The organism is Endozoicomonas elysicola (assembly GCF_000710775.1).
In the GTDB taxonomy this organism is placed as follows: Bacteria; Pseudomonadota; Gammaproteobacteria; order Pseudomonadales; family Endozoicomonadaceae; genus Endozoicomonas; species Endozoicomonas elysicola.
This window is the reverse complement of the sequence record NZ_JOJP01000001.1, coordinates 1,400,345-1,416,877: the sequence shown is the minus strand read 5'-3', so window position 1 is coordinate 1,416,877 and position 16,533 is coordinate 1,400,345. Positions and strand designations below refer to the sequence as shown.

The window sequence follows — 16,533 nt, the reverse complement described above, 5'->3', positions numbered from 1 at the left end:
CATGTCAGAAACCAAAGAACAGCAATGTCTCTTCATCAATGGAGAGTGGCTCAAGGCAAATGGTAAATCCTTTTCATCCGAAAACCCCGGTACGGGCAATGTCCTCTGGCAGGGTGCCAGTGCGTCAGCTGAGCAAGTTGATCAGGCGATAAGGGCTGCCCGTGAAGCCAGTCATCACTGGGCGTATCGATCCTTTTCAGAGCGGGAGTCGATCGTAAAGGCTTTCGCAAATGAGCTTGAACAGAATAAAGACACCCTGTCAGAAATCATTGCCAGGGAAACCGGCAAGCCTCTCTGGGAAGCCAAAACCGAAGCCGCCGCCATGGCTGGTAAAATCGCGATATCAATAAAAGCTTACCATGAGCGTACCGGTACTGTTGAAAACTCGATGCCTGTGGGAAAAGCGGTCATTCGTCATAAACCACACGGTGTTGTTGCGGTGTTTGGTCCCTACAACTTTCCAGGCCACCTCCCCAATGGGCATATTGTTCCCGCACTTCTGGCCGGTAATACTGTGGTTTTCAAACCCAGCGAGCTGACACCTGCCGTGGCCGAATACACGGTAAAACTCTGGCAGCAGGCAGGCCTTCCTGACGGTGCTCTTAATCTGATTCAGGGAGAGAAAGACACGGGTATTGCACTGGCTGGACACCCCGACCTTGATGGCCTCTTTTTCACCGGCAGTTCTAACACCGGTAAAATGATCCACCAGCAATACGGTGGACAACCCGGAAAAATTCTGGCTTTAGAGATGGGCGGTAACAATCCATTGATTGTCACAGAGATGGCAGATATCAAAGCTGTGGTACACGACACAATCCACTCAGCATTTATTACTGCCGGTCAGCGTTGTACCTGTGCCCGCCGCCTTTTTGTTCCTGCAACTCCCTGGGGAGACCAGTTTTTTGGTGCACTCACTGCAGCTACAGCCAAAATCAAAGTAGGCCAATGGGATGATCACGAAGCGCCCTTTATGGGAGCACTTATCTCTGAAATGGCAGCCAAAAAAATACTGGTAGCCCAGGAAACACTGCAAAACCTGGGAGGCAAAAGCCTGCTTCCATCAACACACCTTAAAACCGGAACCGGATTAGTATCTCCGGGTATTATTGATGTGACTGATATTAAAGACCGCCCTGATGAAGAGTACTTTGGTCCACTATTACAGGTGATTCGCTACAAGAATTTTGAAGATGCCGTTGCAGAAGCCAATAACACACGCTTTGGCCTCTCTGCCGGACTGTTCAGTGAAGCACCAGAGCAGTACCAGTACTTTTTACAGAGAATACGTGCAGGTATCGTCAACTGGAATCGCCCGATTACTGGTGCCAGCAGTGCCGCTCCGTTTGGAGGCCCCGGAGACAGTGGAAACCACCGCCCCAGTGCCTACTTTGCTGCAGACTACTGTGCTTACCCTGTGGCCAGTGTCGAGTCGGAGTCACTGTGTATGCCAAAAGACCTCGCTCCCGGACTTGAGTTATAAAAGGCTCCCGGACCTACTGAGCACGCAGCAGAACCTCAACAGCGCCTGAGCTTTGAATCGATTATGAAGATGTAAATAATGAGAACAATAGAAGCAAACTTTGATGGGCTGGTTGGCCCTACACACAACTATGCAGGGCTATCTCGCGGGAATAAGGCCTCAATCAATCATGCGGGCAATGCAGCCAACCCCAGGAAAGCAGCACTCCAGGGCCTGGAAAAAATGAAGGCGCTCAGTGAGCTGGGCTTTGTTCAGGGTGTGCTTGCCCCCCAAGAACGCCCGGACATTGCTATGCTCAGAAGACTGGGCTTTACAGGCAGCGACTCACGAGTACTTTCAGATGCAGCACAGAATATGCCTGCTGTACTGGCTGCCTGTTGCTCAGCTTCAAGTATGTGGACAGCAAATGCAGCGACAGTCTCTCCCAGTTCTGACTGCTCTGATGGTAAAGTACATTTCACTCCCGCCAACTTAATCAATAAATTTCACCGTTCCATTGAGCACGAAGTCACGGGAAATATACTCAAAGCAACGTTTAGCAGCCCTGAGCATTTTGTTCACCATCAAGCCCTGCCATCCACCGACTACTTTGGAGACGAAGGCGCCGCAAACCACACACGCTTCTGTCATGAGTATGGAGAGCAGGGTGTTGAGTTCTTCGTTTACGGTAAAGAAGCCTTTAATCCACAGAGCACATCACCGCAGAAATACCCTGCACGCCAGAGTTTTGAAGCCAGCCAGGCTATTGCCCGATTACACCAGCTAAGTCCCGATAAAATAGTATTTGCGCAGCAAAACCCTGCGGTAATCGATCAGGGTGTCTTTCATAATGATGTTATCGCTGTCGGCAACCGCAATCTGCTGTTCTGCCACGAGCAGGCATTTCTGAATCAGGCTTCTGTGTATGAGTCATTGAGAAAGGCTTACGGAGCACAGGACTTCCATATTGTTGAAGCAACTGATCAACAGGTTTCGGTAGCGCAGGCTGTAGGTACCTATCTGTTCAATAGCCAGCTGCTATCGCTTGATAATGGCGGAACAATGATTGTTGTCCCTTCAGAGTGTAAAAGGGAGCCTGCAGTCTGGAGCTACCTGCAAAGTCTGGTCAACGATTCAAAATGCCCAATTACGGATCTCAAGGTTTTTGATCTTCGCCAGAGCATGAACAATGGCGGTGGCCCGGCCTGTCTGAGGTTACGAGTTGTCTTGAATGATCAGGAACTGGCGGCTACTAACCAGAGCTGCCTGATAAACGACAAACTCTTTTCAACCATCAGCAATTGGATTAACAAACACTACCGTGACCAGTTATCCGAGAAGGATCTGGCTGATCCATTACTGTTGACTGAATCCCGGGCAGCCCTGGACGAACTGACAGGAATTCTTAACCTGGGTTCTGTTTATCCATTTCAGAATTAATAATATCCATCAAATGTATTTAAGCAGGTAAAGTTTACTTCTCTACCACAAAGACACCAAGGCACAAAGAAAAGCACTTCTCTGTACCTTGCTGTCTTTGTGTTGAAAAAATGAAACTTTTTTAATCAGTCCTACTTACCACCAAATACCTTTTTATCTTCTGCTATCCTGTGCGCCACTGCCGGATGCTGGAAAAGCCGATCAATATAAGCCGCCAACCTTGGGTATTCAGCAAACTCAATGTTCACTCCAGCATGGGCAAGATTAATAAAATGTGTGGCCAGTGCAATATCTGCCAATTGAAGACTTACCCCAAATAGAAACCCGGTTTCCGGAACCTGAGACTCCAGATAGGCACAGGTCTTTGGCAGCTTGGTTTGTAAAATTTCCTGCACTTTGACTTCGTCAGCAGGCTGGCTCACCAGCTTCTTGGCAACACGCTCAAAAAAGACTGTTCCCAGTACTGGCAGCATGACCGTATCGGCATATTCTTCAAACCAGCGGGCTTTAGCTTTGTCCTCAGGGGACTTTGGATAAAGCGGCTGTTCGGGATAACGGTCCTCAAGGTATTCACAAATAACCGTAGAATCGGCCAGAGTCACTCTTTCATCCTCCCAGGCAGGAATTTTCTTCAAAGGGCTGATTTTTTCAAAGCCCTCAGGTTTCCTGAAAGGGGTGACCGGCACCATTTCATGGTCAATCTGCTTTATTTCGAGAGCCAGTAACACCTTGCGCACCATGGGTGATAGTGGCACACCATAAAGCTTACTCATGGACATATCCTTTATAATTAGTTTTATCTTGAGCTTAGGCTCTGTTGACATAAGGTTGCTGGCTCAGCTTAAACCAGAGCGTTCGTGGCCAGGCGCAAGAATGAAGGAATACCAACGTCTTTCAAGTTCTTGTAACGACGGCACGGACGCTCTGGTTTTAGCCCGAAGGGTGGCTCGTATAGCCGTCTTCCAGCTGCGTTGGACTGGTTTGATGTAGAATCACTAAACCTGCACCAGCCCGCCTTATGGAAAACGGCTATACGAGCCACTGAGCCTGTAACCTTATGTCAACAGAGCCTAGGGCTATCCTACCTCTCGCCACAGCCTTTGCAATATAAAGAAAACCAGAGCATGATCTCCCTGCCCTTATAAATCGAGCCACTGCGCAATGAGCAAAGCACTAAAAACTCTCATTCCAGATAATTTTTTCAGTGAATACTGGCAAAAAAAGCCCCTGTTGATTCGACAGGCGATAGCTGATTTCTCGCCCCCGATTTCTGCAGACGAGCTTGCCGGCCTGTCTCTGGAAGAAGACGTTGAATCAAGGCTGATCCTTGAACATGGAGAAACACCCTGGGAGCTTCGCCACGGGCCTTTTACTGAAGAGACGTTCAGCTCGTTGCCAGAAAGTCACTGGACATTATTAGTTCAGGCGGTTGATCACTGGGTGCCGGAAGTGCATGAGCTGCTGGAGTACTTTCGCTTTCTACCCAGCTGGCGTCTGGAAGATATTATGATCAGTTATGCGACTGACGGTGGGAATGTCGGGCCTCACTACGACCAGTTTGATGTTTTTCTGATTCAAGCAGAAGGTAAACGCCGGTGGCAGATAGGGCCAGTTTATAATGATCAGACACCCATGGTTAAAAACACGCCACTGCATATTCTTTCCGAATTCGATGCTCTTGAAGACTACGTACTTGAACCCGGTGATATGCTTTACCTTCCGCCCGGCGTTGGTCATCATGGCGTAGCTCAGGGTGAATGCATGACCATTTCGGTTGGTTTTCGGGCGCCCAGTCATCGGGATATTCTGATGCAGTTTACCGACTTTGTGGCTGACCAGCTCAGTGAAAGCCTCCGCTACTCAGATGCCGATCAGCAGCCGGTAAGCAATCCCGGAAAAATAGATGAACAGGCAATAGACCGGATACAGAAAGTACTTCGCCAATACACAGAAGACAGAAACCTGATTACCCGGTGGTTTGGCTCAGCGATGACTCAAACAAAGCATCCACAGAGTGAAGAAGAGACAATTGAACAATGGTCAGAATTAACCTCTGAATTTGGTACTTGTAACCTGAGAATGAATGAAGGCTCAAGGCTTGCTTTTTATGAAGGTTCACCTTCTGTCGTATTTGCTGATGGTGAATGCCATGACTGCACAGATGAACAACGACTGTTGCTGGCAAAAAAACTCTGTAGTCACCAACATTTGCAACCTGAAGAATGGTGCGGTTGCAAACCTGAAGGAAGCCAACAGTGGCTGCTAGAGCTACTTAATCGGGGAATACTATATATAGAAAATGTTTGAAATAAAAAACTCAGACAGGCTAAAAGAGACCTGTCTGAATCTGCATCGTCACTTACACGTAAGATACAAACGATAAACCTATTTCATCAATCATGATCTCATTTTTTTTCCTGATCATCGGCCCACTGATCGAAACCCTCAAAGCCCGGTGGAAGTGGAGATGCCTGGTCGCCTTTTATAACCGCTTGAACGTCCTGGTTACCCCCCTTTGGCTCTTCCGACCTTGATTGTACCTGAGCATACCTATCAGCCAATTCACCAATTGTTGGCGTTCGCATTTTTCTAATACCCTTAGAACTGCCAGCTTTAGCATTGCGAGCTTCTTCAAACACATTATCAGGAATCAAGTGTTTGAAATGACTTCCTACGTCGGGCACATTATCTATCATGCGAATCTCAGAACTCTCCAGATACTGCCATAGTTTTTTCTCGTCAAAAAAGTCCATCTGCTGCTTAGTCATCATATTCAGTGGCTGCTCACTATTTGAGCCCCTAAAAAGGCTGAGTTGGGATATCGGTTCCTGAGCTTCCTTATGCCTTGCTAATAACTCTTCAAGTGTTGGTAAAACAATATCGCTCTTTGATGCGTCAGTAAGGCTTATACCTGCCACGCCTTTTACTTCGTTATAACCGTCTGTGGTAACCAGGCCTCTATGTGTGCTGTATAGCTTCACAACCTGACCTGGCTCCATATATTTCCACAATTTATTCTTTCTGAAAGAGCGTTGCTGGTCGCTGGACATCACTAGAATGTCGGTACCAGAGGGTGAGTTCTGAGGCTTATCGCTGACAAGTACAGGTCGAATGTCAAGCTTGCTATCCTCTGGGTGCTCCTCCTTTGGTTCCACCTGATAAGTATCTTTTCTAGGGTCAGCCCAGAATCTTTTTGCTATATCACCCAGTGTAGGCAGAGGGTTAAGGCGTGCATTAGGTACATCACTCTTTTTCTCAACTTTGGGTGTTTGCGTAAATACATCACCGGGAATGAGTTCCTTCAAACCATCCGCATGTAATGCGATATACCCCACCTCTTCAGGCTCTAGATAAACCCACAGCTTTCTATCACTAAAGAGAAGCCTCTGTTTTTCACCCATCACCTCAAGAGAAGTTTCCTTATTCTCAGGACCTTCAAATAGAAGGATTTCATCCGGGCCCAGTTTCGGGGGAGGAGGCACTACACCTACCGGTTGCTTATCTGCCTGCATGGGCTTCTCAGTGACCTGTGGCTGACTCTCCTCTACTGTCACCTCACTGACATTTGGTTTATTTGTCTGTACAGGTGCTTCTGTGTTTTGCGAACTTGATCCACCAAAGCTACTAAAAGGAACATCTGAGAGAGCCCGCTTCACTTCCTCATTGACTGATGCCTGCTTAGCAATAGCTTGATCCGCGTCTGCTGCAGTTCCATTGCCTTCAATTTGTTTTCGGTATGCTAATTGAGCATTTTTCAGCACTTTCTGTCGATACAGCTCATCAGGAGCGAGATTCTCAGGGTTCTCTTCAGCCTCTTCTATAGATTCTTTCTCGTTATAAAAATCCCCTGTATTCTCAACATCCAATTGACCTGATGGGATACTGGTCGGAGCGCTGCTTTGAGCCTGAGGCTTTTCTACCGGCCTGAAAGCACTGGCATCAAAACGTATTTCTACTCTTGGAAACTGCAGCAGTTTAAAACTGGATTCGAATGTAGTCTTAGCTTTCTCATCCACTTGCTGTAAAAGGGGAGGAATCTGGCTCCAACAACTGGAAATTTTTCCTTTATAGACATCTGCTGATCTATAGTCTGGATCACTCTCTCTCTGCGCCATAGCATTTTCTGTTAGCGCTAATGCTTTTTTCAGTAACTCTTTCAGCAAATCAGGATCTATCTCTTTCAATTTAAATGGAATGAGCTGAACCGAACCACTATCTTGCGTTGTAACAGTAACTTTTAAGTCAGAGGCATCTCTTTCAAAGCGTTTCAAATCTTGTCTTACTTCTTTCAAAGCCTGCTTGAATTCTTTCGCCATTTTTTTTGGATCGTCCGAGTCAACCATATCCATCTTCGATTGCAATTTTCTAAATGCATGATCAGAAGCATAAAAATAAGTATCTTTAGCCTGTGATTTATAACATTTAGCCAATTCATCGTCTGACAAAATTGCGTTTAATTGTGCCTCAGCTGACGCATCATTATTTGCACCAACGACTCTCTTGCCCTCCGTTGGCTGAGCACCATCAAGCACTTCACTCTTTGTTCCACTATGTTCTACTTTGGAGATTTCACGTGTCACCTCAGAATCAGGAACTGAATCTACTTTACGAGTTCCTGTATCTCCACTTTTACTTTTCGTTTCAGGAACTGGGCTGGCATTTTCACCTACCGTTGCTGAATGAACAGATTTATCCTGTATCGGTCCTGGCATAACAAATTCCTTTTAAAAACAAGCCCACCCATTAAGCAACAATAACTATGCGGGGTTAATTTTTTAATTCAATGTATTAATGAAAGCAATTATAACCAAAGAAGCAAAAGCCAATAATAAAACCCAATAGAATTCATAATGTTAAACACGATATTTTTTTGACAACAAATCAAACAATCAATAAAAACCAGAAGCTCACGACATTAAAATAACGAATATAAAAAAAAATACCAACCTATAAAAACCAGACTTGAAAACAAAAAACTGAAACGTATTCTTATTAATATGTGAATCTTTTATTAGATAGTAAAAATATCATAATAATCTGAATTCACCTTAACGTAGTTCTGCAGTATTCAGGTGACTCAATGATTAACATACTAATTAGACGACTCATAGTACTCTCTATTCTCCTGTCAGCACTATGGTTTGGATTTAAATTTTATTCTGAAAGCCAGATATCTGAAAAGTTAAACCAGCTTGCTTTTATTGCGTCTTCTCAGGCAATCATTCGTTTTGAAGATGTAACCGTTCACATAACTGGAAAGATATCCATTTCAAATATTGAAATAACGCCGGTCAGCATTTCTGAAGATCCATTTCACGCAGAGAAAATATCACTTATTTTTCCTAGTACATTTGAAATGATCAAACTGATGTATAACGTAGGAATGGGGAATGATGTTGAAATGCCAGAATCATTGCGACTCCAGCTTGATGGAATCAATGACCCCTTTATTGACGATCGAAGTATTTATGCGGGTATCACCCAAGAGCGAAATAGCTTTTTAAGGGAAGAACTTAAAAATACCAGTGAACCCATCTGTGGAGATGATTACATAATCGGCCCAGATGACTATAAAAAAATGGGGATCAGCAGTCTGATAACCGGTTTTTACTGGGAATACAAATACAATAAAGACAATCAGAAATTAATGGCCAGCTTTGGGTTTAGCGCCACCGACCTTTACACAGCGTCAATGAAAATTAATATTTCCAACCAACAATCTATTGGTATTCAAGACCTGATGCAAATGCCCCAGATCTCCAGCGTAGAAATGGTATATCAAGACCAGGGGCTGGTTCCCACAACAAATAAATACTGCGCCCAGCAATCTGGTATTTCTGTCGATGAGTACATCCAACGTAACACCTCTCTTCCTGACGAATATTACTTCCACACTATTGGGATTATTCCAAATGAAGCGATGAAAAAGGCTTATATTGATTTTTTAAGAAAGCCGGAAAGCATCAGTGTTACCTCATATCTTCCACCCAATTTTAACCCGATGATATTCGCTGTATACGATACCGAACATTGGGTCTCAACCCTGGGACTTTCACTGAAAGTAAACAACAACGTCGTTTCACCTTTTGAACTCATTACCCCAGATCCTTCCGAATTTATGGTCGATCAATTTGAAGGCTTTGAAATGGCTCAAGATGGATGGGACGATCTTGAAGCTATTGAAGACCCTTCTATGGATACCGAACCACAAATTGAGATGGACTGGGAACCAGAATCTGCGAATGAGCAAAGTACGTTCTCATCAACCTTCATTGAAGAGCAGCCTTTAGAAGAGCATGAAACGGCTTTTCTGCATCGCCAGCCCCAGACCAGGGATATTCCTGTCTACAAACTGTCCGACCATATTGGCCGTCAGGTGGAAGTCTTTGTGGAAAGATCAAAGAGTTTCAGCGGCGAGCTTCTTGCTGTAGATCGTGAAGCACTGCTACTGAAGGTGAGGGTTGGCGGGGGAACCATTACCATGCCAATCAGAGTCCAGCGGATTAAGTCTGTGGAGGCTAGATAATAAGCTGGGAGATTAGCTTTGAACAAAAAAACCGGCGTCTGAAATCAGACGCCGGTTTCACTTTGAGCCATATAAGCAGAGTTGTCATTTCTGACATTACAGATGATAAGACTGAGCTATCTGGGCTCTGTTTACCATCTGCCGGGGAGCATTACATCATGCCGCCCATACCACCCATGCCGCCCATGCCACCCATATCAGGCATAGCTGGAGCGTCGTCCTGTGGCTCATCAGCAACCATGGCAGCAGTCGTGATCATCAAACCTGCAACGGAAGCAGCCGCCTGCAGAGCAGAACGGGTTACCTTGGCTGGATCCAGAATACCCATTTCGATCATGTCGCCGTATTCACCAGTAGCTGCGTTGTAACCGAAGTTGCCGGATCCGGCTTTAACCTTGTCAACTACTACGGAAGCTTCATCACCGGAGTTGTTGGCGATCTGACGGATTGGACCTTCCAGAGCACGCAGGATCAGTTCAACACCAGCACGCTGCTCAGCGTTGATGGTCTCAACGTTGATGGCAGACAGAGCACGCACCAGCGCAACACCACCACCGGCAACCACACCTTCTTCAACCGCTGCACGGGTAGCGTGCAGGGCGTCTTCAACGCGGGCTTTCTTCTCTTTCATTTCAACTTCAGAAGCAGCGCCAACTTTAACAACGGCAACACCGCCAGCCAGCTTGGCTACACGCTCCTGCAGCTTCTCTTTGTCGTAGTCAGAAGAAGAGTTTTCGATTTCAGCGCGGATCTGCTCAACACGGGCAACGATATCAGCATGAACGCCTGCACCGTCAACGATGGTGCTATCTTCTTTGGTGATCTGAACGCGCTTGGCAGAACCCAGGTCATCCAGAGTCGCTGTTTCCAGGGACAGGCCAATTTCTTCGGAGATAACGGTAGCACCAGTCAGGATAGCGATATCCTGCAGCATGGCCTTGCGACGGTCACCGAAGCCTGGAGCTTTAACCGCAGTTACCTTAACGATACCACGCATGTTGTTCACAACCAGAGTCGCCAAGGCTTCGCCTTCAACATCTTCAGCGATGATCAGCAGTGGCTTGCCAGCTTTTGCAACGGCTTCCAGCACCGGCAGCAGTTCGCGGATGTTGGAGATTTTCTTGTCAACCAGCAGGATGAAAGGAGCTTCCAGATCGGCAGACATTCTTTCCTGGTTGTTAATGAAGTATGGAGACAGGTAGCCACGGTCAAACTGCATGCCTTCAACGACTTCCAGTTCAAACTCCAGACCGCTGCCCTCTTCAACAGTGATAACGCCTTCTTTGCCCACTTTTTCCATGGCTTCAGCGATGATCTGGCCAACCACTTCATCAGAGTTCGCAGAGATAGTACCTACCTGAGCGATGGACTTGCTGTCTGCACAAGGAGTAGACATCACCTTCAGCTGCTCAACAACAGCAATAACTGCTTTGTCGATACCGCGCTTCAGATCCATTGGGTTCATACCAGCGGCAACGTACTTCAGGCCTTCGTTCAGAATGGACTGAGCCAATACAGTAGCAGTGGTAGTACCGTCACCTGCTTGGTCGTTAGCCTGAGAAGCCACTTCCTTAACCAGCTGAGCACCCATGTTCTGGAACTTGTCTTTCAGTTCGATTTCCTTAGCAACAGAAACACCATCTTTAGTGATGGTTGGCGCGCCAAAGGATTTTTCCAGCAGGACATTACGACCCTTTGGACCCAGTGTTGCTTTTACAGCGTCAGCCAGAATGTTGACGCCCTTGAGCATTTCTTTGCGAGCTTCGTCGCCGAATTTAACTTGTTTAGCTGCCATGGTTGGTGACCCTATGCACTATTTGTGAAATCGGAAAAATGCAGTGTGATTGTTTAACTAACAATCAGCCTTCCAGAACGGCGGAAATGTCACTTTCAGACAGAATGATCAGCTCTTCACCATCAATCTTCACGGTGTTTGAGTCTGCATACTTGCCGAAGATGACCTTGTCACCAACGCTAACGCCAACAGGACGCTTTTCACCATTGTCCAGGAACACGCCATCGCCGACTGCAACCACAACACCTTGGTTAGGCTTTTCAGTTGCAGAACCTGGCAGTACGATGCCACCAGCAGAGGTAGTTTCTTCTTCGACACGACGAACGACCACGCGATCACGCAACGGACGGATTTTCATCGATTCTTTCTCCAACAGTTTGCTTATGCCGTGCAACCTTTTAGAGGCTGCTCGTTATCAACTTAATGGCAGTGAAATGATGAACTATCGTTTCACTACTCACTATGGCCCGGTTTACCCGACCCCCCTGGTATTCACCAAGAGTGAAATCTACTTTGGCGCAGGTCTTTCCAGTAGGTTCGAGCCCTTGCCGAAGTCTTATCAGATGTTCCACTTAGTATGGGTGGCCAATGCTATTTTCAAGAGGCAGGTGGAAAAAAAACTGACTTTTCCCAGTTAACCCCAGGCACGCTCTCCAAATAGACTGGCAAATTCTTAAAACGTTCAGAGACTTGAGACTTTCAAGCCCTAGCAATTCCTGTTTTCAGGATCTTCCTTATCCTGCTCCCGGGTATAATCCCCATCAATGGTGTGGTGGATATGGGTCTGATCATTCTGCCATGTAGGCTCTCGGTGGAACTCTGCTTCGTAAATATTGGTCTGCTGGACCTTCATACCTGTCGCTGTCAACCAGCGACGAACCAGAAACCTGCGAACTGGAGGAATCAACAGGAATATCCCCAGGAAGTCGGTAATAAAGCCGGGGATCAACATCAGCAAGCCCCCTAAGGCAATGGCCAGATTTTCCAGCATTTCCATAGCGGGCAGTTCGCCTGCGGCCATCTTCTGCCGGGCTCTTAATGTTGTTTTGAAGCCCTGGCGGCGAATCACTTCGATGCCAATAAATACCGACAGAATAACCAGCGCAACCGCATTCCAGGCTCCGATGATACTGCCCACCTTGATCAGCACCACCATTTCCAGAATGGGCAATAGAATAAATAGTAGAAAGAGGAAGCGCATAAAAGGCCCCGTTAATCATTGGAGCCTCTTATATAGAGGCGGTGTCGTTTTTTTTCAAGGGTTGTCAGTTCAGAGTAACATCAGGCAGCTTTGGCCATGGCAACCAGCTGCTGGCGAACTTCCATCGCACTTCCAGCATTCCCCGGAAATGGGATACGGACTACTTTTCTCCCCAGCAGGATATGCATGCCTTCTGAGTCGACTCCGGCCATTTTTGGACTAACCCCTTCAGGAATAACAACTTTAGCAGCCAGACAATACTTCACCATGGCATCCACATGATCTTCATTCATATGATCAATCATGCCTTTTCCACCCTCACCAAAGAATGGGTTTTCTTTGCAGAGCAATTCATTTTTAACCCAGAAAATTTTACCAAAGCCACCAATGAATCGAGCTTTCACCAGCTTGATACGATAAAAGTCAAAGTTATGGGTATTGCTGTAGTTTCTGGCCTGAGGGAAAAAGTTGAAGTAGTGTTCGGCAACCTCTTCAGGATCTTCAATTTTTTCAGCGTCCCCCATCCAGGTCAGGCGCCCGGCAGTATGAACATCATCAGTGTCCGTATCACTGACGATAAGAGAAACCCTTGGGTTTTCTTCGATATTTTTGGTGTGCTGAGCAATGGTACTGATTTGAATGATTGGACAACCATTGGCATCCAGACAATAAGGCATAACAGAACCAAAGGGATAGCCCGGAACATCCTTGGAGTGCGTAGACAAAATGCCGTGGTATTCCCCAAGCAGCAGTTTTCTGGCCTCAAATGCCGCCGCTTCCTTGGTATCCATCATAACTAAACTCCTCTGGGTGTTTATTCATTATCGTTTATTAACAGTGTAACTGTTGAAAAATCAACCACTGTTGGTGCGTTGACCGCATTATATGGGAATGAGATTTATTATCAATAACCATTATGGATGTTGTCTTTTATTCAGTTTCGTTTCAGGATGATCACTGTACCGTCCACCACAGAAGTATAAGAACAATTATGAACATTAAAGATAAAAATATTCTGATCACTGGTGCCGCCAGAGGGCTCGGCCTGGCTATGGCTAACTCGCTTGCAGAACGTGGTGCCAATATTGGCCTTATTGACCTTGATACTCCCGAGCTTCATAAAGCAGCAGAACTCTGTCGTTCAAAAGGTGTTAATGCTATAGCACTACCAGCCAATGTTGCTGAAGAGGCTCAGGTTGAAGCCGCGGTCCAGAAAGCCTCCGCAGAACTGGGTCCATTGAATGGTCTGGTCAATAATGCTGGAATTCTCAGGGATGGTCTCCTGATCAAAGCCAAAGACGGCAAAGTGACGGACAAACTCTCCTTCGACAAATGGCAGGCCGTCATAAATGTTAACCTGACCGGTGTATTCCTCTGCGGCCGTGAAGTCGCAGCCAGCATGATTGAAAGTGGTTCACAGGGCGTTATCGTCAATATCGCCAGCATTGCCCGTGAAGGGAACTTTGGCCAAAGCAACTATTCTGCTGCCAAAGCCGGTGTCTCAGCCATGACGGTAACCTGGTCCAAGGAGCTGGCCAAATACGGCATCCGTTGTGCAGCCATTGCTCCAGGAGTTATTGAAACGGAAATGACTGGCAGCATGAAGCCAGAAGCCAAAGCCAGATTAACCGCTGGTATACCGGTTGGACGAATGGGAACACCGGAAGAGATTGCCCAGACCGTTGGCTTTATTTTTGAAAATGATTATTACAATGGGCGTGTACTGGAGCTGGATGGTGGGTTAAAACTCTGAATTTAACTATATCATACAAATCAAACTCTGCTTCCGTTCAAAGGTGAAGCAGAGCATTATTTATTAAATTTGAAGCCAGAATAATTAAACTATGCTTTAGTGATCTATATCACTATCACTAATGGGTGACAATCTAGTCAATGTCAATGGTCAGGTATTCCCACCCCCTAGTGCCTTTCAGGAGCAATAACATTCATATCAGAGAAAAATTTACATATTATCAACAACCATGTACTAGAAAGCACCATTATTAAAGCATCTTCAACAATATAACTCATCAGAATAATCAAAACAGTCGTTGTCCCCATCACATAAAAACTCTCTAGGAATACACATACCATGATCACATGTATATTCATTAGGAGAGCACAACTGCCGAGCACTATCATCATATTCATTTTCTATATGTAAGGCGTCACTGGAAGCCACCATATATTGGAGCACATAATTTGTTACTACGATTGATGCGAAGCGAGCAATACTTCGAGAATCAAAACTGTTAACACACTCATTAAGCAATTGTTTCATACTATATGAAAGCTTATTAAATAATGAATCGGACTGTCTATGAACAGAAAACCTACCCAACAATCCAGACTTAACACCTTGTAAGTCCAAATTATTTTTATCATATTCATAATTATACCTAGCGGTATTTAGAACAGGTAACATATAGAACCGTTGAAAATCATTCAAAACAAAACATGATTACTAAGGCTTCCAGAATTTTGCTTCTGAAAGCCATCAATGATATTTACCAGAAGTAATTAGATAAAAAATTTACTATCAAAATCACTCGATCAAATTAAGCATTTTCAGCCATCCCAACAGCATCCGCTTGCCCCATGGGAGTTGCATGTCTGGAAAGGTCTCGCTGACTCCCTTGTACACTTTGAAGATCAAAGCTATCTGGCTGAGGTGGTGTTGCACGACGGCTATCGTACCAAGTTTTAAAGCCCCAAATCCCACCGACAAGAAGACCACCTCCAAAAGAGCTACCAAGTGCAATAGCTCCAGCAACAGGGATGGAGGTTTTCACTATGATTCTTTCTGTAAGAGTTAAAGGGGCAAAGCAGTCGGGCCTTATCGCCATTTTTTGATAGTCTGGCATAGGCTTGTTTCTATTAAGTTCATCAGCGTTAAGGTGGCCAAACGTCCTTGGCTTACCATCATTCATCCAACGATCCATAGCATACCTCTCCGGTGAGCCCGCTTTCAGCCCCGCATTCTCTCCATGCTTTAACGTAATTGATGGAGAAAGAGCCTCGGAGTCCTGATAAAATTCATGTGCTGATTCAGCTAAAGGTTGGTTGGTAGTATTCAGCCGATTTACTTTCGCAGAAAAGTCACTTGTCGACGCCGGGCCATTATACATCTCAGTATCATGACCAATGTGCTCCCCTAAAAATTCAGCATAATGACCTTGATTCAAATCACTGCAACTCGCTGTCATTGCATTGCTGGGCAAACACGTTGCCCTCGTTGCTCTTGCCATATCTCTGGAAACGACTCCTGTTTGTGCTGCTTCATCCTCGATAATATGCCCAAGATCTCGATAAGGGGGGGTTCCTTTCCTAGTGCCCTCAGCAAAGCGATCACACACATACTCGATAGGATTTTCTATTGGCTGCCCTGTTATTTTTGAAGTGACCGGATCTTTAATTGGGCCTGTCCCGCCCCAAGCATTTACCGCTGTCGTTAAATCACGGTAATCTTTAGCTACTTCAGCTGAAGCTCGTAAAACACTTGTACCATTCCCCCTAAGATCCATTAGGAGTGTTTTATTTCCAAACCCATTTGAAAAAGCTTGGTATACATCAGTTAATTTTGGATCAGGACACACAGGTGCCATAAGTGCATCTTTGACTGCTCCTGCTCCTTTAAATACAGCACCACACACAAGAGAACCTAATAAATACTTAGCCATTGCTGGTTGAGCAACTTTATTTATCGTAACAGCCCTACTTAATACAGATTTACCAAGTTCGTAGATTGCTGGCCGAGCCTCTTTTGGTATGCTCACCGCTCTATCAACCATACTTTTACCACGATTGTATGATGCTCCTGCGACCTCTTTTAAAGAACTCCATGTACTCCCGGTAAAATTCCTCACTGAAAACCACCCTATTTTACCACTTCCCTCTTGATGACCTGCATTACGATGGACTGGTTGCTGAGAGGACCTATCAAACATAACTGGATCACTTTGTAGCGTTTCCATATTTTCCCCTTGCAAGTTCTGTTTGTAGAAAGAAATCACCAGACTGATAAACACTCAATGCATGCAATTTCCTGACAATTGATAGACAGAGCAAAAGCTATTTAGTTTCTAAATTATTTTAATTCTAATAATCAT

General features: G+C 45.6%; 12 protein-coding genes. 5 read left to right on the top strand and 7 right to left on the bottom strand.

The features are described 5' to 3' along the window. The first annotated feature begins 1 nt into the window (after nt 1). On the top strand, nt 2-1,483 hold the full coding sequence (gene astD / locus GV64_RS05960; RefSeq protein WP_020581039.1) for a succinylglutamate-semialdehyde dehydrogenase: 1,482 nt from the start codon (nt 2-4) through the stop codon (nt 1,481-1,483). 78 nt (nt 1,484-1,561) lie between these two features. Continuing rightward, entirely contained in the window at nt 1,562-2,902 is a 1,341-nt protein-coding gene (gene astB / locus GV64_RS05955) for an N-succinylarginine dihydrolase (protein ID WP_020581040.1), read from the top strand. A 131-nt stretch (nt 2,903-3,033) separates the two neighbouring features. Here astB and GV64_RS05950 read toward each other — a convergent pair whose 3' ends face one another. Further along, a complete protein-coding gene (locus GV64_RS05950) occupies nt 3,034-3,675 on the bottom strand; it encodes a glutathione S-transferase family protein (RefSeq protein ID WP_020581041.1) in 642 nt (213 codons plus the stop codon). 388 nt (nt 3,676-4,063) lie between these two features. On the opposite strand from GV64_RS05950, the gene GV64_RS05945 reads away from it, so the two are divergent. After that, nucleotides 4,064-5,209: a cupin domain-containing protein gene (locus GV64_RS05945; RefSeq protein ID WP_034844076.1), complete on the top strand. Its 1,146-nt coding sequence runs from the start codon at nt 4,064-4,066 to the stop codon at nt 5,207-5,209. Between the two features lie 98 nt (nt 5,210-5,307). Here the strand turns inward: GV64_RS05945 and GV64_RS05940 are convergent, their stop codons facing one another. Continuing rightward, on the bottom strand, nt 5,308-7,614 hold the full coding sequence (locus GV64_RS05940) for a hypothetical protein (RefSeq protein WP_020581044.1): 2,307 nt from the start codon (nt 7,612-7,614) through the stop codon (nt 5,308-5,310). 368 nt (nt 7,615-7,982) lie between these two features. On the opposite strand from GV64_RS05940, the gene GV64_RS05935 reads away from it, so the two are divergent. Then, nucleotides 7,983-9,428: a hypothetical protein gene (locus GV64_RS05935; protein WP_020581045.1), complete on the top strand. Its 1,446-nt coding sequence runs from the start codon at nt 7,983-7,985 to the stop codon at nt 9,426-9,428. 151 nt (nt 9,429-9,579) lie between these two features. On the opposite strand, the gene groL is transcribed toward GV64_RS05935, so the two are convergent. The 4 genes from groL to GV64_RS05910 form a co-directional block, all read right to left on the bottom strand. Then, nucleotides 9,580-11,223: a chaperonin GroEL gene (gene groL, locus GV64_RS05930; protein WP_020581046.1), complete on the bottom strand. Its 1,644-nt coding sequence runs from the start codon at nt 11,221-11,223 to the stop codon at nt 9,580-9,582. 64 nt (nt 11,224-11,287) lie between these two features. Further along, on the bottom strand, nt 11,288-11,581 hold the full coding sequence (locus tag GV64_RS05925; protein WP_020581047.1) for a co-chaperone GroES: 294 nt from the start codon (nt 11,579-11,581) through the stop codon (nt 11,288-11,290). A 348-nt stretch (nt 11,582-11,929) separates the two neighbouring features. Beyond that, nucleotides 11,930-12,424 (bottom strand): FxsA family protein, encoded by a 495-nt coding sequence (locus tag GV64_RS05915; RefSeq protein ID WP_020581049.1) that lies wholly within the window; start codon nt 12,422-12,424, stop codon nt 11,930-11,932. A gap of 80 nt (nt 12,425-12,504) precedes the next feature. Beyond that, nucleotides 12,505-13,218: a HugZ family pyridoxamine 5'-phosphate oxidase gene (locus GV64_RS05910; protein WP_034844074.1), complete on the bottom strand. Its 714-nt coding sequence runs from the start codon at nt 13,216-13,218 to the stop codon at nt 12,505-12,507. A gap of 197 nt (nt 13,219-13,415) precedes the next feature. Here GV64_RS05910 and GV64_RS05905 point away from each other — a divergent pair, with 197 nt between their 5' ends. Further along, nucleotides 13,416-14,177, top strand: a complete 762-nt coding sequence (locus tag GV64_RS05905; RefSeq protein ID WP_020581051.1) for an SDR family oxidoreductase — start codon at nt 13,416-13,418, stop codon at nt 14,175-14,177. A gap of 805 nt (nt 14,178-14,982) precedes the next feature. Here the strand turns inward: GV64_RS05905 and GV64_RS05895 are convergent. Next, the gene (locus GV64_RS05895; RefSeq protein WP_020581053.1) at nt 14,983-16,452 is read right to left on the bottom strand and encodes a hypothetical protein; all 1,470 of its coding nucleotides are present in this window, start codon (nt 16,450-16,452) and stop codon (nt 14,983-14,985) included. Nucleotides 16,453-16,533 lie beyond the last annotated feature (81 nt).

Excerpts from the sequence above, each read along its gene's own strand:
- GV64_RS05905 (WP_020581051.1), top strand. The coding sequence starts at position 13,416 with ATGAACATTAAAGATAAAAATATTCTGATCACTGGTGCCGCCAGAGGG.
- GV64_RS05910 (WP_034844074.1), bottom strand. The coding sequence starts at position 13,218 with ATGATGGATACCAAGGAAGCGGCGGCATTTGAGGCCAGAAAACTGCTG.
- GV64_RS05935 (WP_020581045.1), top strand. The coding sequence starts at position 7,983 with ATGATTAACATACTAATTAGACGACTCATAGTACTCTCTATTCTCCTG.
- GV64_RS05915 (WP_020581049.1), bottom strand. The coding sequence starts at position 12,424 with ATGCGCTTCCTCTTTCTACTATTTATTCTATTGCCCATTCTGGAAATG.
- GV64_RS05940 (WP_020581044.1), bottom strand. The coding sequence starts at position 7,614 with ATGCCAGGACCGATACAGGATAAATCTGTTCATTCAGCAACGGTAGGT.
- astB (WP_020581040.1), top strand. The coding sequence starts at position 1,562 with ATGAGAACAATAGAAGCAAACTTTGATGGGCTGGTTGGCCCTACACAC.
- GV64_RS05950 (WP_020581041.1), bottom strand. The coding sequence starts at position 3,675 with ATGAGTAAGCTTTATGGTGTGCCACTATCACCCATGGTGCGCAAGGTG.
- GV64_RS05925 (WP_020581047.1), bottom strand. The coding sequence starts at position 11,581 with ATGAAAATCCGTCCGTTGCGTGATCGCGTGGTCGTTCGTCGTGTCGAA.
- astD (WP_020581039.1), top strand. The coding sequence starts at position 2 with ATGTCAGAAACCAAAGAACAGCAATGTCTCTTCATCAATGGAGAGTGG.
- GV64_RS05945 (WP_034844076.1), top strand. The coding sequence starts at position 4,064 with ATGAGCAAAGCACTAAAAACTCTCATTCCAGATAATTTTTTCAGTGAA.
- groL (WP_020581046.1), bottom strand. The coding sequence starts at position 11,223 with ATGGCAGCTAAACAAGTTAAATTCGGCGACGAAGCTCGCAAAGAAATG.